This is a genomic window from Vibrio sp. R11-SG3-ISO9 (genome assembly GCF_059834255.1).
Map to the genome: position 1 here is coordinate 45,648 of NZ_JCBDGU010000031.1, position 19,852 is coordinate 65,499.

The following is a 19,852-nucleotide window of genomic DNA, read 5'->3' on the forward strand; positions in this document are numbered from 1 at the left end:
TCGCCTTTTTGCATTTTTGGATAAGCCATATGTGTTAAATCATCAGATTATTTAATTTGTTAGCTAAAAACGGTTACAATATCGTCTTAACTAAAATAACGTCAGATAGGTTGTTCCAATGAATTTCAGCGCGGTTATCCTCGCGGCGGGTAAAGGCACTCGCATGTACTCAAACACACCAAAGGTGCTACATACCCTTGCGGGTAAGCCAATGGTTAAACACGTTATCGATACTTGTAACGGCTTGGGTGCACAAAACATCCACCTTGTTTACGGCCACGGTGGCGACCAGATGAAAGCGACTCTTGCTGAAGAGCAAGTTAACTGGGCGCTACAAGCGGAGCAACTAGGTACAGGTCACGCAGTCGATCAAGCGTCAGCGCACTTTGCTGATGATGAGAAAGTGCTGGTTCTGTACGGTGATGTTCCACTGATCTCAGCTGAAACCATTGAAAACCTATTAGATGCACAACCAACTGGCGGCATTGCGCTGCTGACTGTTGTATTAGATAACCCAACAGGTTACGGCCGTATTATTCGTAAGAATGGTCCAGTGGTTGCGATAGTTGAGCAAAAAGATGCGACAGATGAGCAGAAGCTTATCAAAGAGATCAACACGGGCGTTATGGTTGCTACGGGTGGCGATCTTAAACGCTGGTTGTCTGGTCTAAGCAATGACAACGCACAAGGCGAGTACTACCTAACAGACGTTATCGCAGCAGCTCACGATGAAGGTCGTGCGGTAGAAGCGGTACATCCAAACAGCCCTATCGAAGTTGAGGGCGTTAACGATCGCTCTCAACTTGCTCGTCTAGAGCGTGCTTACCAAGTAGAACAAGCAGACAAACTGCTAAAGCAGGGCGTTATGCTGCGTGACCCAAGCCGTTTTGATTTACGTGGTGAACTGCAGTGCGGTATGGACGTTGAGATTGATGTTAACGTGATCATCGAAGGTAGCGTAAGCATTGGCGATAACGTGACGATCGGTGCTGGTTGTGTGCTGAAAGATTGTGAGATCGACGACAACACTGTGATTCGCCCATACAGCGTAATTGAAGGCGCGACTGTTGGTGAAGACTGTACGGTTGGTCCATTTACTCGCCTGCGTCCTGGTGCAGACATGCGCAATGACTCGCATGTGGGTAACTTCGTTGAAGTGAAGAATACGCGTCTAGGTGAAGGCTCTAAGGCGAACCACCTGACTTATCTTGGCGATGCAGAGATTGGTCAACGCGTTAACGTAGGTGCAGGTGCTATTACTTGTAACTATGACGGCGCGAACAAGTTCAAGACCATCATTGGCGATGACGTGTTTGTTGGCTCTGATAGCCAGTTGATTGCTCCTGTGACGATTGCCAATGGTGCAACAGTTGGTGCAGGTTCAACAGTTACTCGTGATGTTGCTGAGAGCGAACTAGTGATCAGCCGCGCTAAAGAGCGCAAGATTGCAAACTGGCAGCGTCCAGTGAAGAAAAAATAATCGCATCGATTATTGAACAATAGATATATGAAAGAGCCAGTTACGTGAGTAACTGGCTCTTTTTATTGTGCGCTGCTAATAATTTCATCAACGCTCCAATTGTATTTTGTTGTTGTATTGTTATTATTCGGGTTGGGGTTCTGTAAAGTTAAGGTGAAATAGAGATAATGAGATTGGTTGAAAAAAAGTGGCAGACCATGCCGATCATCATCTTATCTTTTTCAATGCTGATTGGGCTGTACGGCTTTTACGTGACGTTGGAAAAGCTGGTGGTTGAGAACGAGCGCGAGCATTTGGTCTCGTTAATGTCGGATGTGATCTATGAGATTCGCGAGGATAGCGGCTCGTTTACGGCTGATACCGATATTGATGATTACATTGGCGACCTTACCCAAGCCAATACACGACTAAGAATTCAAGTCATCGACCCACAAGGGGTTGTGATTGGTGATACCGATCTCTCTGACCATGCGCTTGCTCGGGTTGAAAATCATAGTGATCGTCCCGAATTTCAGCAGGCGCTGAAGCATGGCAATGGTAGCGATGTACGCTTTAGCACGGTTACCTCTATTGACCGTATTTACTACTCGCAAAAGGAGAGTGTGCAGGGCAAAGACTTTGTGGTGGTGATCTCCTCGCCAATGCATCAGCTTAAGCAGATGAACTTCCAGCTGATGGGCATTCTGATTGGTATGGTGCTACTGAGTTTGAGCTTCTTGATCGGTACCTCTTACGTTAGCAACCGCCAGATCACTCACCGCGTTGAAGAAGAGCAGAAGAAGCAAGATGAGCGCATCCGTCAGCGTACTCATGAGATTGAGTTGATGCACCGCTTAGCTAACATGCTGGCGGCGTGTAACAACATGGTTGAAGCGCAACAAATCGTCTCTGATATCTTGCCGAGAATCCTTGGCAACATTAACGGCAGTGTTTCACTGATGCGTGCCTCACGTAACCAATTAATTACCCAGCTAGACTGGGGCGAAACTTGGCCGGGTAGCTCAAGCTTTGCGCCTGAAGAGTGCTGGTCTCTGCGCAAGGGACGCCCACATCAATCCAATGATGACTTCCACTCGTTGACCTGCGGACACATGCACGAGATGGAAAACAACCAAACCCTGTGCATTCCATTGACCGCGCATGGCAACACCATTGGCATTATGCATCTCTATTTTGGCCAAGGTCACATCAAGATTGACCCTATTACCGAGCAACTGGCTTTTAGTGTGTCTGAGCACCTAGGCTTGGCACTGGCTAATCTGAGCCTACAAGAGAAACTGCGCTCTCAGGCCCTCAGCGATCCACTCACTGGTCTATTCAACCGTCGCTTCTTCGAGCAAAAACTGGAAGAACACTCGATGAATTCAGCCACCAGCGAGCAGCCACTATCGCTATTAATGCTCGATTTGGATCACTTCAAACGCTTCAATGACAACTTTGGTCATGACGCGGGCGACTTTGTACTAAAAGAGATCAGTGCACTACTCAAGCAGAGTGTTAGTGAAGATGAGATTGCTTGTCGCCTTGGTGGGGAAGAGTTGGCGGTGTTGCTGCCGCACTATTCTATGCAACAAGCGACGGAGTTTGCTCAAGGTCTATGTGATGCCGTGCGCTCGATGCACCTGGAACACAAAGGCTTATCTCTAGGGCAGCTGGGCGTTTCTATTGGTGTCGCGACTTACCCTAAGCCAGCTTCTGATACAGAATCTTTGGTTAAGATGGCAGACAGTGCGTTGTACATGGCCAAGGATATGGGGCGTAGCCGTGTAATTAACTACGATGAGTACAGTCGCCATAAGGCGCCAGCGCTGGAAGTGGTGGAGAATGAGAGCTGATTGAGTTCTATGAGAGAAGAAAAGAGCGAGTATTAAACTCGCTCTTTTGGGTTTTGAATGAATGAGCAGGCTAGTCTTGGTTGTCTTCAGCGACTACGCGCGAGTTATCCGGCGCAGAGAAGTGCTGAGACAGCTCTTTATTTGAGAAGATGTAACCAAACCATAAGCCACCTAGACAGATCACGATAGCGACACCGGTAACGCTCAGTGCTTGGCTTGCCATTGCTGCAACCAGTGCACTCGCTAGGCTGCTAATACAGATCTGTAAGCTGTTCTGTAGACCTGCAGCCGTCGCTGGGCTCTGCTTAGCACTTGATAGCGCGCGGTTTACTACAATCGGATACATAGCACCATTTGCCACAGCAATCAGACAGAATGGTGCAAGTAAAGGCCAGATTGACGTCAGTTCCCACTGTGAGGCGATGAAGATAAGCATTGCTGCCACACTGAACAGACCCACTAGGTTACGCAGCACCACACCATCGCCGTATTTCTTCACCGCTTGCTTACCAAAGTAGCCACCCGCCATAAACGCAATCGTCTGTGGGATAAAGCTTAGGCCAATGTCTTTTGCTTCATAACCTAGCTGAGCCATGATCTCTGGCATACCCGTTAGGTAGGCAAAGAAGGCTGCCGATGCTGAGGCGAACATCAGTACATTGCCCAAGTAAGGCTTAGATTTAACTAGCGCCTTAATATCAGATTTAACGGAGGTTTGTTTTACCTCTGGTTGCTCTTTTGGTTGAGCCATAGTGGTTGCAACCAATAGCGCGCCCATTAGAGTTAGAGTAATGAAGATGCTGTGCCAACCAAAATTATCCGCTAGAAGCACACCCAGTTGAGGCGCCAGTGCAGGAGATAGCGCTACCAAAGGCATGATGGTTGCAAAAATTTGTTGGCTGCTGCTTTGTGAGTAGCGCTTGATTACCATCGCTTGCCAGATCACAGCAGGAGCGCAGACACCGATCGCTTGGATAAAGCGCAGTGTCAGTAGTTGCCAAACCTCAGTGCTGAAAGCCAAACCAAATGATGCTGCCGTAAACAGAACTAGACCGACAGCTAGCGTGTTGCGGTGGCCATATTTATCGCTGGCAAGACCCCAAAGAAGCTGACCCATTGCCATGCCGCCAAGGAATACCGTTAGAGATAGGGCAATCTGCTCTGGGCCGGTTGCAAAGTCGATCTCCATTGCCTTAAATGCAGGTAGATACATATCGGTCGCGATGAAACCTAGCATGGACAGAACTGCAAGGTAGGTCAGCTGAAACTTAGAAATATTCATAAAATGCCATTAAGCTGTTGTAGTGATGTATTTATCATCAAAATTATTGTTTGTTGTTGGGTGACGTCATGCCCGTTTTATGTACGCTGACATTCTATTTTTCTGCTTTGTTAAAATAAAACGCTAAAATATGTGGTTATTAATCAAAAAAATTGAAGGATTATGTTCTCTAAATCATCGTTAGAAATGCTCGACACTGTGGCGAGGTTGGGAAGTTTTACGGCTGCGGCTGAACAACTGCACAAAGTGCCATCAGCGATCAGCTACGGGGTTCGTCAGATAGAGCAAGAGCTTGGTGTGCTGTTGTTTAAGCGCCTGCCGAGAAAGGTTGAGCTGACACCTGCCGGAGAGGTGTTTATCGAAGAGGCGCGCTCTCTGTTGCGCCAGATGGAGGAGGTGAGTGCCCAGACCAAGCGAGCAGCCCGAGGGTGGAAAAAGACTCTGCGCTTAACCCTAGATAACGTGGTTAAGCTCGACAAGATGAAGCCGATGATTGAAGAGTTTTATGAGACCTTTGATTTTGCTGAACTGCAGATCAACATGGAGGTGTTCAATGGCTCTTGGGAGGCGATCGCTCAGGGACGTGCCGATATTGTGATTGGTGCCACTTCTGCAATTCCGGTGGGTGGTGACTTTGAGGTTAAAGAGATGGGGCCGCTCGATTGGGCATTTGTTATGTCACCAAGTCACCCGTGTGTGCGAGAGCAGAACCTTGATGAGACCTTTGTTAGTCAGTTCCCAGCTATTTGTTTAGATGACACCTCGAGCGTATTGCCCAAGCGTCATACGGGTCACTACGCCAATCAAAGGCGCTTGCTGCTGCCTAATTGGTACAGTGCTATTGAATGCCTTAAGAATGGAGTAGGGGTTGGCTATATGCCACGCCATATTGCTGCCCCTATCATTGAACAAGGCTTGCTGGTGGAGAAAATATTGCCGGAGCCGAGCCCTCTTAGTCAGTGCTGCCTTGTGTGGCGCAAAGACGATAATCATAAGTTGATCGAGTGGATGGTGAATTACTTAGGATCCAGTGATCAATTGCATCGAGATTGGTTGGATCATCGCAAGGCGATCTAGTTGAACGATTTTTATAGTTAAGATCAAAAAGAGCGAGTCAATGCTCGCTCTTTTTATTAGATAACAATCTGTTAGGACAAGAAGAACTTGTACGAAGGGTTATCGGTTTCATCTTTGCATTGGTAGCCCAGCTCACGCAGGTGAGTTGAGAACTGTGCAAGGTCGTCGTCACTCAACTCAAACCCACACAGAACACGACCATAGTCGGCACCGTGATTACGGTAGTTGAACAGGCTGATGTTCCAGTGCGTACCCAGTGTATCTAGGAACTTGATCAGAGCTCCTGGGTATTCTGGGAACTCAAAGCTGTACAAGCGCTCTTTCAATGGCTTGGATGGCTTACCACCAATCATATAGCGGATATGCAGCTTCGCCATCTCATCATCTGAGAGGTCGACTACCGGATAACCGCCCTCACGAAGGTCAGAGATAATGCTATCGAGCTCTTCCTGACCACCATTGAGGCGTACACCTACGAAGATATTCGCTAGACTATCGTCGTTATGACGGTAGTTAAACTCAGTCACAGCACGGCCGCCTATGATATTGCAGAACTCGAGGAAAGCGCCTTGGCGTTCTGGAATTGTCACCGCAAGCAAACCCTCGCGCTTCTCACCAAGTTCACAACGCTCTGACACATAACGGAGACCATGGAAGTTGGTGTTGGCGCCAGAGAGTACCGTTGCCAGTTGCTTGCCTTGTAGTTGGTTCTGCTCGGCAAACTTCTTCAAACCAGCCAGAGCAAGCGCACCGGAAGGCTCGGCAATCGCACGAGTATCCTCAAAGATGTCTTTTACTGCAGAGCAGATCTCATCGCTAGAAACGGCAATGTGGCCATCGATGTACTGCTGGCATAGGCGGAAGGTCTCTTCACCAATGCGCTTAACTGCAACGCCATCAGCAAACATACTGACCTGATCCAGTACTACTGGCTCACCGGCATCCAATGCTGCTTTGAGGCAAGAGGAATCCTCTGGCTCTACTGCAATCACTTTGATTTCTGGCATTAACTGCTTAATCAGCACTGCAACACCAGCGGCTAGACCACCACCACCAACGGGTACAAAGATATAATCGAGATGACCATTCTGCTGCAGCATCTCCATACCCATGGTGCCTTGTCCTGCAATCACTAATGGGTGATCGAAGGGAGGTACAAAGGTATAGCCGTGCTCAGCTGAAAGGCGTTCTGCTTCAGCCTTCGCTTCATCAAAGTTGCTGCCGTGCAGAACCACGTTGCCACCGAAGCCACGTACCGCATCTACTTTGATGTCTGGAGTCGTTTTTGGCATCACTATCGTGGTCTGAATACCGAGCTTAGAGCCAGACAGAGCCATGCCTTGAGCATGGTTACCTGCCGATGCTGCAATTACACCTGCAGCTTTCTGTTGTTCAGAAAGACTGGATACCATGTTATAGGCACCACGCAGCTTGAACGAGTGAACTGGCTGACGGTCTTCACGCTTAAGCTGAACCTGGTTACCGATACGTGCGCTCAGGCGTGGCATCTCTTGCAGCGGCGTAACGATAGCCGCTTCATAAACTGGAGCTCTTAATATCTGGCGCAGGTAGTCTGCACCAGATTGTAAACGGGGCGTTGAGGTGTCATCACTCATAGATTAGCCCTCAAGCTTCGACTTATCGCGCACTGCGCCTTTGTCGGCACTGGTCGCCATGCTTGCGTAGGCTTTAAGTGCGAATGACACTTCGCGTTGGCGATCAGCTGGTTTCCAGCCAAGCTCATCCTGTTTCGCACGACGAGCAGCAAGCTCTTCTTCTGGAACGTCTAGCGAGATAGAACGGCTAGGGATATCGATAGTGATGATATCGCCATCTTGAACAAGGCCAATAGTACCGCCACTTGCTGCTTCTGGAGAGGCGTGACCAATAGATAGACCAGACGTACCACCAGAGAAACGGCCATCCGTTAGCAATGCACAAGATTTGCCTAGGCCCATAGACTTCAGGTAAGTCGTTGGGTACAGCATCTCTTGCATACCAGGGCCACCTTTAGGGCCTTCGTAACGGATAACAACCACTTCACCCGCTTTCACTTTGCCACCTAGGATACCTTCTACTGCTGTATCTTGGCTTTCGAATACGATAGCTGGACCTTGGAACTTAAGGTTCTCTTCATCTACACCTGCCGTCTTAACGATACAGCCGTCAACCGCGATATTACCAGATAGAACGGCTAGGCCACCCTCTTGGCTAAATGCGTTCTCTTTTGAGCGGATACAACCGTCGGTGCGGTCGTCATCTAGGCGATCCCAGCGGCAATCTTGAGAGAAGGCTTGAGTGGTACGGATACCTGCAGGGCCTGCACGGAAGAACTTAAGAACGTCTTCATTCTCAGTTTGCATGATGTCGTATTCAGCAAGCTGTTGCTGCATTGTCATGCCAAGAACGGTACTGGTTGAGCCATTGAGTAGGCCCGCGCGGTCTAGCTCACCCAGAATCGCCATGACACCACCGGCGCGGTGTACGTCTTCCATGTGGTATTTTTGAGTAGATGGTGCCACTTTACATAGGTGAGGAACGCGACGTGACATCTCATCGATGTCGTTCATATCAAAGTCGATCTCACCTTCTTGCGCTGCTGCTAGCAGGTGAAGAACCGTGTTACTAGAACCACCCATTGCGATATCTAGCGCCATAGCGTTCTCAAAGGCTGCGCGGTTGGCGATGTTGCGCGGTAGTGCTGATTCATCGCCTTGGTCGTAGTAGCGCTTAGTCAGTTCAACAACGCGCTTACCAGCATTGATGAATAGCTGCTCACGGTCAGCGTGGGTCGCTAGCATAGAGCCGTTACCTGGCTGAGATAGGCCTAGAGCTTCCGTTAGACAGTTCATTGAGTTTGCTGTGAACATGCCTGAACAAGAACCACAAGTTGGACAAGCTGAACGCTCGATCTGCTCACTCTGCTCATCTGAAACTGTTGGATCGGCACCTTGGATCATCGCATCAACAAGGTCTAGTTTGATGATCTGATCAGAAAGCTTGGTTTTACCCGCTTCCATTGGGCCACCAGAAACAAAGATCACTGGGATGTTGAGGCGCATCGCTGCCATCATCATTCCCGGAGTGATTTTGTCACAGTTGGAGATACATACCATCGCATCGGCACAGTGTGCATTGACCATGTACTCTACAGAGTCAGCGATCAATTCACGTGAAGGCAGCGAGTAAAGCATGCCGCCGTGACCCATCGCGATACCATCATCGACGGCAATGGTATTGAATTCTTTAGCGATACCGCCCGCTTTTTCGATTTCACCCGCGACCAGTTGACCCATATCTTTAAGGTGAACGTGACCTGGAACAAACTGAGTGAATGAGTTTACAACTGCGATGATTGGCTTACCGAAGTCATCATCTTTTACACCCGTTGCACGCCAAAGGGCACGAGCACCCGCCATGTTGCGGCCGTGAGTTGTAGTTGCGCTGCGATATTTGATTTTTGGAGCCGAAGACATTTGCTACTTCCTTATAAATTATTGAGCTGAAGGTGCTTGTTCTGGGTAAACGTAATCCAACCAGCCCCACTTATCTTCTGTGGTGCCGTTGAATAGGCCAAAGTAAAGGTCTTGCATTACTTTAGTGATTGGGCCGCGTTTACCACAACCGACTTCAATCTTATCAACTGTACGTACTGGCACGATTTCAGCGGCTGTACCTGTCATGAATATTTCATCCGCTAGGTAAAGCGCTTCACGTGCAATATTGGCTTCACGTACTTCATAGCCGCGATCGCGGGCTAGAGTCATGATGCTGTCGCGTGTAATACCAGGCAAGATTGCGCTGGTTGCTGGTGGCGTTGTGATCACGCCGTCTTTCACGACGAAGATGTTCTCACCAGCACCTTCTGAAAGGTAGCCATCGACACTTAGTGCGATACCTTCATCGTAGCCGTGACGACGAGCTTCACCACCAACCAGTAGTGATGATAGGTAGTTACCGCCCGCTTTTGCTGCGGTTGGGATGGTATTAGGTGCTGCGCGATTCCAGCTTGAAATCATCGCATCTACGCCGTTTTCTAGAGCTTCTTCGCCTAGGTACGAACCCCATGGGAAGGCGGCGATGATTAGGTCCATCTCAGTATTTTCTGGAGGACATACACCTAGGCCAACATTACCGACAAAGCCAAGAGGGCGGATGTAGGCAGACTCAAGCTTATTTTGACGCAGTGTTTCGCGTGTGGCTTCCATGATCTCCTCTTCCGTGTAAGGAATAGGGAAGCGGTAGATCTTGGCTGAGTCTTTTAAGCGCTTAGCGTGCTCTGGGTGACGGAAAATGATTGGGCCATTTGGAGTGTTGTAGCAACGAACACCTTCAAATACTGAAGTACCGTAGTGCATAGCGTGAGTTAAGACGTGAACGTTCGCCTCAGCCCAAGGAACCATCTCACCATTAAACCAAATGTAGTCTGCTGTTTTTGCTGTCATGTTTGCGCTTCCTTATGCACCAATCTTTTGTTGTAAGTTATTGTTTGGTAGTTCGTTACGGCTAATGGAGATCACATCGACAGTGCGTACATCCCATAGCTTTTCAATCTGATTAACCAAGAAAGAGATAGGGCGGTCGCTATCAACGATGATCTCAACGCTCGCGATTTTGCTCTCATGGTTCTGCGTACCAGCAACCTGCTTAACGATGAAGCCACGGTGACGAATAACACGAAGAACACGCTCTAACAGTACCGGCTTATCGTCGGCTTTGATGTCTAGTAAATATCTTTCCATGTTACGTGTTCTCCAACATATCACTGTTTGATGCACCAGGTGGTACAAGTGGCCATACGTTCTCTTCTTCGTCGATCAATACATGCAGAAGGTAAGCTGTTTTGCTCTCAAGCATCTCTTTGATAGCTGGCTCAACTTCTTCCTTCTTGGTGATGGTTTTGCCCGGAATATCGAAAGCTTTCGCGAGCATTACGAAATCAGGGTTGTCGTCTAGGATGGTTTCACTGTGGCGACCATCGAAGAATAGCGATTGCCATTGACGAACCATACCAAGGCGCGAGTTGTTGAGTAGCACCATCTTCACTGGGATCTGGCGACGCTTAAGTGTCCCAAGCTCTTGAACATTCATCATGAATGAACCATCACCTGAGATAAGGATTGATTGATCATCCGGGCGAGCAACGGCTGCACCCATCGCTGCAGGCAAACCAAAGCCCATAGTGCCTAAGCCAGCTGAGGTGATGAAGTTCTGCGGCTGACGAGGTTGAATGTGCTGTGCTGCCCACATCTGGTGTTGACCAACGTCGGTCGAGACAATTGAGCTATCCGGCATCATGTCAGAAAGTTGCTTAAGCAGCAGTGGTGCGAAGATTGGATCACCAGGGTGGTCATAGCGCCATTTGAACGTGCTGCGTAAGCTCTCAGAGTGATGAACCCAAGGGCTGATGTCTTGAGTCAGCTCTAACTGAGGAAGAATAGTGTTTATGTCACCACGCAATGGAGCGTGTGCATGACGAAGCTTGTGGATCTCTGCCGCATCAATATCGATGTGGATGACTTTTGCGTGTGGCGCAAAGGTATCCAGTTTGCCTGTCACTCGGTCATCAAAGCGAGCGCCGACTACGATCAGTAGGTCGGATTCTTGAACGACTAAGTTAGCCGCTTTGGTGCCGTGCATACCTAACATACCTAGGTAGTGTGGGTCATCGCGCTCGATGGTACCTAAGCCTTTTAATGTGCTAACCGCTGGCATTGGATTAAGACGCAGGAACTCACGAACAGAATCGGTTGCCTTTGCCAGTTGAACACCACCACCAACGTAAAGAACAGGGCGGGTAGCTTGAGAAAGGACTTGTTGAGCCGTCTCGATCGCTTCTTGTGGTGCCACAGGTATTGCTGGTGGCGTGAAAGAAGGAAGAACTTCTACTGGAGCTTCTGCAAGTTGCACATCTTTGGCAATATCAACGATAACTGGGCCTGGACGACCGGTTTTAGCTACTTCAAAGGCCTCTGCTAAGGTTGGAGCAAGGTCTTCAATGTCAGTAACAAGGTAGCTGTGCTTAGTACAAGAGAGAGACATACCGATCACATCCATTTCTTGGAAGGCATCAGTACCAATGTGGGAGCTAGCGACTTGGCCAGTAATGGCAACGAGGGGGATTGAGTCCATAAATGCATCGGCAAGGCCGGTGACTAGGTTAGTGGCGCCAGGACCAGAGGTCGCCATACATACTGCAACATCTTGAGTGGCTCTCGCCATCCCTATGGCGGCCATTGCAGCACCTTGCTCGTGACGACATAGGATGTGCTCCACACCACCGTCGTACAATGCATCGTAGATTGGCATTATGGCACCACCTGGATAACCAAATACGGTGTCTATACCCTGCTGCTTCAAAGCGGATACGACTAATTCTGCACCTTTCATCGTAAATCCCCCTGGTTACCGGTATTTTGGTAACTATTTTTTTTGTTGCTGCACATCGTGTGCTCCCATTCTTCCTGTCTATCGGCGTAGCCGAAAATGCTTCAAAGTATAAAAATCGAATCTATAAATTAGAAAAAACCCCCGGACTTGTCAGTGCGGGGGTTTTAAAAAATTGTGGCTATTTTTTATCCACACGCCCCCGCGTCGTCATAATAATGACCACGATAATCAGGTTAATCAGTGCGTATAGGCGTGTGTTTAGTGTCATAAAATCCGAGCTTTCTCGTCGATTGTCGTATGTAAAACCATCTATCTCTAGTGTTATCACAGAAAACTGTTTCCTGACAAGCAAAATGTCATTCTTTTTTCACATTAAAAACTAATTCCACCAAGTTATATAACAATCTTATGGCTTTGGTGAGGAAAGAATACCCAGGCTGAATACTTTTAAATCAATAACAAAGGAAAGCTATGGGACTCGCAATCATTCATAGTCGCGCCAGCGTCGGTGTCGAAGCACCTGCGGTCACTGTCGAGGTGCATATCAGCAACGGGATGCCAGGGTTCTCTTTGGTCGGATTACCAGAGACAACGGTCAAAGAGTCTAAAGATCGCGTGCGCAGTGCAATCATCAATTCAAGATTTGAATTTCCAGCTAAGCGTATCACGGTCAACCTAGCTCCTGCCGATCTTCCGAAAGAGGGAGGGCGCTTCGATCTGCCGATTGCCCTTGGCATTTTGGTCGCCTCTGAGCAATTGCCAGAAAGCAAAGTTTTGAGTCACGAGTTCATTGGTGAGCTCGCTCTGTCTGGTGAATTGCGTACAGTCAAAGGCGTATTACCCGCAACCTTGGCGTGTGATAAGGCGAATCGCGCTCTGGTGGTCCCGCATGATAACGGTGAGCAAGCTGCTTTGGTTGGACAAGGGGAGCATAAGTCCGCCCAAACACTGCTCGAGGTGTGCGGCTACCTTTGTGGTCAAAGTACACTGAACTTAAACGATGTCTCTGAGCCTCGATCTCAAGAGCACATGACTCGAGACCTGCAAGATATTATTGGTCAGCAGCAAGGCAAACGAGCGTTAGAGATCGCGGCGGCTGGCAATCATAACTTACTGCTTGAGTGTCTTAAATAACCCCATCTTGAAAGCGCAGACTCGGCTAGTTAGAGTCTCACAAAATCTCACTCTATGAGCCGTATTTGTGAAACAACCAATAGCATACAGTTACGTCCGCTTTAGCTCTCCTGAGCAAGCAAAGGGCGATTCATTTAGAAGACAGACAGAGCAAGCAAGGCTCTACTGCGAACGCAACAACCTGCAACTAGCAGATTTCACTCTCAAGGATTTAGGGCTATCTGCTTATCACGGTAATCACATCAAAGATGGTGCTCTTGGTGAGTTCATCGAGGCGGTGAAGAACGGGAAGATAACCCAAGGCTCTTATTTGCTTGTAGAGTCGATGGATAGGCTTAGTAGGGAAAAGATATCGATAGCGCAGGCTCGCTTCCTTAGCTTACTAGAGCTAGGTATCAATGTTGTGGTGCTGAAAGGCGAACGTATATATACGGCTGAATCCGCAAATGACCTAGGACAGATAATCTATTCCCTTATAGAGATGTCAGTGGCTCATGAAGAGTCAGAGAAAAAGTCCATGCGCCTTTCCGCAGCTCAAGCTAATAAGCGTAAGCAAGCTAGAGAGAACAAAACACCCACCGGATACAGACCGCCAGATTGGATAACTACAGTTAAAGATTCTGAGAATGGCAAATTAAGATATGAGCCTATTCCAGAAAGAGTTGATGTGGTTAGGCGTATTTATAATCTCAATAACTCTGGTATGGGGGCTATAGCCATTGCAAGGCTACTCAATGCAGAACAAATCCCACCATGGGGACGATCTAAGACTGGTTGGCAAACCTCCTATATCAAGAAGATTCTAAAGGCTCGAACCGTATTAGGTGAATATCACCCCCACAAAACAGAGAATGGGAAACGTGTACCAGATGGTGAGCCGATTAGCGGTTTTTACCCTGCGGTAGTGGACCCGAACACATTCAAGCTTGCACAGCTAACTATGACCGCTAGAGATAAGAGATCAGGTGGTATTCGAAAGAATCGAGTGAACAATCTATTCACGGGCTTGGCTAAATGTAAGCACTGCCGTAACACGATGCACTTTGTTGATAAAGGAAGACCGCCAAAGGGTGGCGAGTATCTTTTGTGCTCTTTGGCTAAAACAGGTGCTACCAATAAGGACGGTATTAGCTGCAAGAGAGCATCAATCCGATATCAGGTAGTCGAAGATGCAATTCTCACTATAGCCTCCACGCTCAACCTAAAAATGGAAACTCCTAGTAATAAAAGAGAGGTTGAGATACTCCGAGAGCAGTTATCTAAAGTTAATGCCGATTTAGGTACGGCTGAGAGTGCTATAGGGCGTATTACTAGTGCTATCGCAGAGCTTCCCGATAGCTCGGGATTGATTTCAAAGCTTGCAGAGCTAGAGCAACAAAAACGAGACAAGAAAAGCGAATACAAAGCGTTAGAGAAGCGTATCGATGAACTAGATCTAATCCCTCGAGCTTCAAACGTCTGGAATGACTTACAGCAAACACTCAAGACATTTAGAGAAGATGTTGCGGATAGAACCAATGTTGAGCTTAGAAGCAAGATAAACAGCCAGCTAGTGAACTGCATTGATCGGATAGAGTTTGATAATCACGGTAAGGTAGTGACTATTCATATTGATGAGGAACGAGCGGTTGCTATTCGATTTGATGACAAGATGAAAGGCTATACAGTTCAGCCATCATGGGATATGCGGGAGTTTCTACCTAATACGTTCTTGGTGAAAAGCTACCTCAACTGGTAAATAGAAGCCCCCGGTTGGGGGCTAGATAGTTAATTTAATCCAATTTTTTTCTTGAGGTAATCTGCGATTGACTGCAAGAGTTCACTTAAAGGTCCTGCAACTGTTACACAATCATTTTGGTTTTGATTGGTTGGCTCGTTTGCTGTGAACGTGAATTTGAGTAGGGTTAGCAATAGAGTTAGACCTGTACCAAGAATGAATGCGATTAAGGTAACAATAGACCCGGTAGATACCATTGCGCTACCTAGTGAGTCACTAGAGGTATTTGACTCTTTACTTTCTTTTTTCTCAGTTTTTTCCGTTGCTTTAACGGATTTGCTTTCATTCGTCTCTTTGGATGCTTTCACTGTTTCCACTACTTTTTCAGCAGGCTTTGATTGTGTTGAAACAGAAGATGACGCTGGTGTATCAGGGCTTTCTAAAGTAGCTGCTTTTGCCTTAGCTTGCTCTAATTTGTTGGACTCAATCAGTTTAGCTAGTTCCACTTTTTCTGAGTTTTGTTTCAGTTGAGCAACCTGTATTTCCTTAATATGCCCAATAGCTTGAGCGGATACCCCCAAGCCAACCCATAAAAAATAAGCTCCTAAGAGAATAATCACAATGAATGCAGCAATTTTGAAACTTAGGTAAGCTCGTTTTTCAAAAATATTAAACTCTAGAATCTTACTCGCTTCTCCCCTTGTAGCCGGATCTAGGTTATCACCCCGAATATCTCTCGGAATGGTAATGCCATCTTGTGCTTGAGGTGTATCAGAAGGAGTTGTGTCTGTAGGTGTTTGTTGAGTAGTGTCGTTTGTTGGTGGAGTATTTGCAGACATTAAAAAGCCCTCATTTTTTGAGGGCTTAGGATAAAATCATCTATTTAGGATAGCAATATTAATATGCTTATTGATTAATATGTTAGTAATCCAAGGTTTTTAAGTCTGTAATACATTGCAGACTCTGACACTTCAAAATCTCGCGCTAACTGAGATATATCTGAGATGCCTTTGTTCATTAGCATGTACTCGATAGCAGCTTTTGGCATTAACAACTCAGCTGCGAAAGCATTTGCTTCTCGTTCTTCCCAGTCATTCGAGTACCCAGAAAACGCACCTAGATCGTCTCGATGTTTAGGGTTTTGAGGTGTAACGTGGTCTAACACGTGATGACCAATCTCATGTGCTAGTGTGAAGCGCTGCCTAACTCTACACTCATTTCTATTGAAATAAGCATATCTGGAACCGTGACTAATTTCGGCTAGTCCGCTTAGGTTGTAATGTTCCGGATTGTTTGAGTTTAGTTCGCTGATGTAGATACCTAGATGACGGGCAATGTCCTCTACCTGTACAGGCAATTGCCAGTTCCAGTAGGTATCAAGAATGTTCTTGACTACTGGCATCTCCATAGCTTGCTCCTTACAGAAAAACGCAGCATAAAGCTACGTAATATCGAATGTCTTATTAAATTAAAGAATAGTAAAGTTTGTGTAATTTTGTTTTTATTTGTTGCGCTAACGTATCAATAATACATGAGCACATGCGTAAAGTAACTTACATGAGTGTACTAAGTCAACACGTTTAATATAAACCATTGATCCAAATCAATGCAATTCGTTATTCATTGCTCTCCTTATATAAAGTTATTATTTTTCAATTGTTTAGGTTTTGGTTTTTATTGTTGGATAGCTAAAATTGAACCTATTATTAGAGTCAAAAGAGGTATAAATAAGAGCTGTGTTTGCTCAATATTGCCTTTCATACAGCTTCTATATCCCAATAAAAATTAGTATCAAAAAACACTCGTTAAATGATACTAGCTGAGCAGTATCACCACTAGTATCATAAAAATAGCATTGACACTAAATGATACTATCATTATTATGATACTACGTTTTTGATACTAATCTTGAGTTACACAATGACTACTGGACGCATTTTCGCTTACTGCCGAGTTTCTACTGTAGAGCAAACAACAGAAAACCAAATTCTTGCTATCCGTAATGCTGGATACGAAGTTGAGGAAAATCGAGTTATCTCCGAAACGGTTTCTGGCAGTGTTTTAGCTATGGAACGAAAAGAGTTCAAAACCTTAGTTGAACATAAGCTTGAGTCCGGAGATTCCTTAGTAGTCCTAAAGCTAGACCGTCTAGGTCGTGACAACATCGATGTACAACAGACAATTGATAAATTGACGGTTAAAGGAATTAAGGTGATTTCTCTTGATTTACCAGTAGCAGACTTAAGTAGCTCTGAGGGAAAGCTGATGCTTCAAATGTTCTCTGCATTCGCTGAGTTCGAAAGAAACAGAATAAGAGAGCGTACTCAAGAGGGGCTTAATAGAGCAAAGTCTGAGGGTAAGAAGCTAGGTAGACCTGCTGCAAAGGGTACGACTGATAATGTACAGAGATGCAAAGCTGATGGTTTATCACAAAGTGCTACAGCTAAAGAGCTAGGTATAGGTATTGCTACAGTGAAGCGACACTGGAATAAAGACGTGTAGTAGTAGAATAAAATAAGGGCGGATATAAACCGCCCCCTAAAAGTAAAGAAGCTATTTTATAAGCTCTCTTGAAGAATACCACCGCAGATATCCGGCTTCTATAACTCAGTTTGTCATATCCCCATATAGAAACTAAATGTCCCAACCCTGATGGTTCCTGTCTGCCTCTAATCCCCAATTCATTTTCTTATAGTAGTAAACGTATACCTAAAAAAGTTTGAAGAAAAAATTGTAAGTATCTGAGTGGCTTATGGTTTTTCTTATACTAAGCGTTATTGCGCCCTCAATTTATTTGTTGTTATATGACCTCGGTTCGTTCAGAGCTAGGAGGCAGTTTGAACAATAAATACCACCAGTTTATAAGGCTTCCCAAGCCAATCATTAACAAAGTGATTCAAAGGTTGAGACTTGCTGAGTTTTACGATGCTTTGGACATTTTTAGGCATTTGAGTGAGTTAACCCACCAGCACACCTTTCAATCTAATCTTGGATATCAAGGTGAGTTGATTGGCATTCAAAGGAGACTTAATTCAATTTTGAAGCCTCTAGGGTACAAGCTTGTTTCCAAGCAAGTACCAAAGGGAATTCAACGTGCTCATAAGGTTGATAGCAAAGAGCGTCGATGGGGCTTTCAAAAGCTATTGGAGCATGAGTTCAACAGCGTTTTAAAGATGCCAGAATCAATACATGAACTAGATGCTTTAAACAAGTCTTACCGAGCTGAGATAAGCCAAGAGAGGAGAGCGCAACGTATTAAAGCGATTCAAGAAAACAACCTTTCGGCTCTGCTTGCCCCCTTATCAACAAAGGATGAGCGAGCGGTCGATTCATTTGTAGCAAGCTCGGTCGATATTGACCTCAGCGAACTATGTAAAGTGGAGATTTAAATGAGTAAACATGAAGTAATCCGGTTTAACCCTCGAACAGGACAGCGGGAATTTGTTAAGAGTGAAGAATTCCGATCTTCAAGCGCTAGTTTTAACGGTGTAGGTAAGATGGTGGATCACTTTTCTGCCCAAGAGTCTTTGGAACAGGAGAGGTTAGAAAGAATTGAGGCGGAAAGAGTACGTTTAACAGCAGTCCGAGAGCAGCAAAATCAAGCTCGTATCCAGCAGGAGAAAGCACTGGAAAAGAGAAATCTAGAGCAGTTACGTATTAGACGTCAGGCTCAAGAAGAAAGACAAAAAGAACATGAAAATGATTTAGCAATTGCTATCAAAACTAATCGTGAAAAGTACCTTAGATATAATAGGTGAGTACTATGGGTCAAGAGCAGCAAGAAGTTATAGAGCAGTTGTATGCTTGTGAGGCGAGTAAGGGACCAGGAGAGCACATTATTGAACGCTTTGAAGCATCCTGTCAGGATGTTGAAGAGCAGAATGCTTCTGTGATCACCAAAGTCCATGCAGGAAGAGAGTTTTACGTAAATGAGGCTAATGCGGAAGTATATGAAGCTCTCATGGGTAAAGAGCCTCTAGAGTTTTCTGGAAAGCAATATAGTGAAATAGCCAGTCGGCATGGGATGGAGTTCTTAAAGTCTGTCGACTTTGAGCTTAACACTGGGCATTTAGAGCGATATAAGTCGATTCTGGATGAGAAACAGGCTGACATTGACGAAAAGCTAGCAAGGTTAGAAATATTCGATGTTCCTAAGTCTGCTGATGAGTTAGAGAAAGAACTTGAATACCTAGCCAGTGAATCCGGTGTTAACTTAGCTAGTCTACAAAAAATTAAGCAAGCTCAACGAGCAGATAAAGTACTTAAAGCGTATTCTGATATCGGAATTGAGCTTCCTAAGATTAAAGCTAAACAAAATGCACAGGATAAAATAGAACGGATTGAGCGGTTAAGTCGGCAGGACGGTGTAAGTAAAATTCAAGCTGGCTTATTGGTAGAGAAAATGGAGTAAATATGACGCTTCGCACAGATGTGTTCGTCGATATTCCAGAGGTAGTTATCCATAAAGTAGGCTTTGCACTTGCTACTCTTCGGACAAAGTTACCATTTAGAGTATTTGAACTAATGGCTGGTTCTAAACGGGAGCTGTACTTCTCTACGATGGAACTAGTAAAAGCAGCAGACTCACCTAATGTCTCTTACTTGATTAAAAGCTACTTGAACCCATTGCTTCGTGTTGAGGGGTATCAAATCATTAACGTAGTGCCGGAAAAAGCGATTGTTGATGATTATGGATATAAGTCAAAGCAGAGATACTGGGGCTTTGTGCCTCATTAAGTCATAGAAACCGTCCCGAGCGACTGAGGACGGATGTTATCTTTAACCAATTCTTATATATGACTTTTTTAGAACAAATACATACCTATTAATCGAAAAAAGCGTTTAAAACTATTCAATTCAATCTCTTTTCAGTAAACCACTTCTTATACATGAACTTCCTGCAACCACCACAAGAAATCATTGCACAAAAGTAAATA

General features: G+C 45.9%; 17 protein-coding genes and 1 pseudogene. 10 read left to right on the forward strand and 8 right to left on the reverse strand.

Going from position 1 to position 19,852, the window contains the following annotated elements:
* Nucleotides 1-118 precede the first annotated feature (118 nt).
* Nucleotides 119-1,480 carry a bifunctional UDP-N-acetylglucosamine diphosphorylase/glucosamine-1-phosphate N-acetyltransferase GlmU gene (gene glmU, locus AC6R05_RS10000; RefSeq protein WP_500647259.1) on the forward strand — a complete coding sequence of 454 codons (1,362 nt, stop codon included), beginning with the start codon at nucleotides 119-121 and terminating at the stop codon, nucleotides 1,478-1,480.
* A 224-nt stretch (nucleotides 1,481-1,704) separates the two neighbouring features.
* Entirely contained in the window at nucleotides 1,705-3,315 is a 1,611-nt protein-coding gene (locus AC6R05_RS10005) for a diguanylate cyclase (RefSeq protein WP_285468421.1), read from the forward strand.
* Nucleotides 3,316-3,385: 70 nt separating this feature from the next.
* Here the strand turns inward: AC6R05_RS10005 and punC are convergent, their stop codons facing one another.
* On the reverse strand, nucleotides 3,386-4,597 hold the full coding sequence (gene punC / locus AC6R05_RS10010) for a purine nucleoside transporter PunC (protein ID WP_331440245.1): 1,212 nt from the start codon (nucleotides 4,595-4,597) through the stop codon (nucleotides 3,386-3,388).
* 162 nt (nucleotides 4,598-4,759) lie between these two features.
* Here punC and punR point away from each other — a divergent pair, with 162 nt between their 5' ends.
* Nucleotides 4,760-5,674 carry a DNA-binding transcriptional activator PunR gene (punR, locus tag AC6R05_RS10015; protein WP_032548647.1) on the forward strand — a complete coding sequence of 305 codons (915 nt, stop codon included), beginning with the start codon at nucleotides 4,760-4,762 and terminating at the stop codon, nucleotides 5,672-5,674.
* A gap of 71 nt (nucleotides 5,675-5,745) precedes the next feature.
* Here the strand turns inward: punR and ilvA are convergent, their stop codons facing one another.
* The 5 genes from ilvA to ilvG are packed head-to-tail and all read right to left on the reverse strand — an operon-like array spanning nucleotide 5,746 to nucleotide 12,064.
* Nucleotides 5,746-7,290, reverse strand: coding sequence for a threonine ammonia-lyase, biosynthetic (gene ilvA / locus AC6R05_RS10020; RefSeq protein WP_150870628.1), 1,545 nt, complete (start codon nucleotides 7,288-7,290; stop codon nucleotides 5,746-5,748).
* 3 nt (nucleotides 7,291-7,293) lie between these two features.
* Nucleotides 7,294-9,150 carry a dihydroxy-acid dehydratase gene (gene ilvD / locus AC6R05_RS10025; protein ID WP_285468396.1) on the reverse strand — a complete coding sequence of 619 codons (1,857 nt, stop codon included), beginning with the start codon at nucleotides 9,148-9,150 and terminating at the stop codon, nucleotides 7,294-7,296.
* Nucleotides 9,151-9,168: 18 nt separating this feature from the next.
* Nucleotides 9,169-10,119, reverse strand: a complete 951-nt coding sequence (locus tag AC6R05_RS10030; protein ID WP_255229565.1) for a branched-chain amino acid transaminase — start codon at nucleotides 10,117-10,119, stop codon at nucleotides 9,169-9,171.
* A 12-nt stretch (nucleotides 10,120-10,131) separates the two neighbouring features.
* Nucleotides 10,132-10,416: an acetolactate synthase 2 small subunit gene (ilvM, locus tag AC6R05_RS10035; RefSeq protein ID WP_032548651.1), complete on the reverse strand. Its 285-nt coding sequence runs from the start codon at nucleotides 10,414-10,416 to the stop codon at nucleotides 10,132-10,134.
* Between the two features lies 1 nt (nucleotide 10,417).
* Nucleotides 10,418-12,064 carry an acetolactate synthase 2 catalytic subunit gene (ilvG, locus tag AC6R05_RS10040; RefSeq protein ID WP_032548652.1) on the reverse strand — a complete coding sequence of 549 codons (1,647 nt, stop codon included), beginning with the start codon at nucleotides 12,062-12,064 and terminating at the stop codon, nucleotides 10,418-10,420.
* Between the two features lie 471 nt (nucleotides 12,065-12,535).
* Here ilvG and AC6R05_RS10045 point away from each other — a divergent pair.
* Both AC6R05_RS10045 and AC6R05_RS10050 read left to right on the forward strand, forming a co-directional pair.
* Nucleotides 12,536-13,180 (forward strand): annotated as a pseudogene (locus AC6R05_RS10045) (magnesium chelatase domain-containing protein); the annotation flags it as partial.
* A gap of 85 nt (nucleotides 13,181-13,265) precedes the next feature.
* A complete protein-coding gene (locus AC6R05_RS10050) occupies nucleotides 13,266-14,936 on the forward strand; it encodes a recombinase family protein (protein ID WP_500647260.1) in 1,671 nt (556 codons plus the stop codon).
* 29 nt (nucleotides 14,937-14,965) lie between these two features.
* On the opposite strand, the gene AC6R05_RS10055 is transcribed toward AC6R05_RS10050, so the two are convergent.
* On the reverse strand, nucleotides 14,966-15,754 hold the full coding sequence (locus AC6R05_RS10055; RefSeq protein WP_500647261.1) for a hypothetical protein: 789 nt from the start codon (nucleotides 15,752-15,754) through the stop codon (nucleotides 14,966-14,968).
* Between the two features lie 74 nt (nucleotides 15,755-15,828).
* Nucleotides 15,829-16,323, reverse strand: a complete 495-nt coding sequence (locus AC6R05_RS10060; RefSeq protein ID WP_500647262.1) for an ImmA/IrrE family metallo-endopeptidase — start codon at nucleotides 16,321-16,323, stop codon at nucleotides 15,829-15,831.
* Between the two features lie 512 nt (nucleotides 16,324-16,835).
* Here AC6R05_RS10060 and AC6R05_RS10065 point away from each other — a divergent pair.
* The 5 genes from AC6R05_RS10065 (at nucleotide 16,836) to AC6R05_RS10085 (ending at nucleotide 19,652) form a co-directional block, all read left to right on the forward strand.
* Nucleotides 16,836-17,417 (forward strand): recombinase family protein, encoded by a 582-nt coding sequence (locus AC6R05_RS10065; RefSeq protein ID WP_500647263.1) that lies wholly within the window; start codon nucleotides 16,836-16,838, stop codon nucleotides 17,415-17,417.
* Between the two features lie 335 nt (nucleotides 17,418-17,752).
* Nucleotides 17,753-18,304 (forward strand): hypothetical protein, encoded by a 552-nt coding sequence (locus tag AC6R05_RS10070; RefSeq protein ID WP_500647264.1) that lies wholly within the window; start codon nucleotides 17,753-17,755, stop codon nucleotides 18,302-18,304.
* Nucleotides 18,305-18,673: a hypothetical protein gene (locus tag AC6R05_RS10075; protein ID WP_500647265.1), complete on the forward strand. Its 369-nt coding sequence runs from the start codon at nucleotides 18,305-18,307 to the stop codon at nucleotides 18,671-18,673. It abuts the gene before it with no gap.
* A 5-nt stretch (nucleotides 18,674-18,678) separates the two neighbouring features.
* Nucleotides 18,679-19,326, forward strand: a complete 648-nt coding sequence (locus AC6R05_RS10080; RefSeq protein WP_500647266.1) for a hypothetical protein — start codon at nucleotides 18,679-18,681, stop codon at nucleotides 19,324-19,326.
* Nucleotides 19,327-19,328: 2 nt separating this feature from the next.
* Nucleotides 19,329-19,652 (forward strand): hypothetical protein, encoded by a 324-nt coding sequence (locus tag AC6R05_RS10085; protein ID WP_500647267.1) that lies wholly within the window; start codon nucleotides 19,329-19,331, stop codon nucleotides 19,650-19,652.
* Nucleotides 19,653-19,852: the final 200 nt, after the last annotated feature.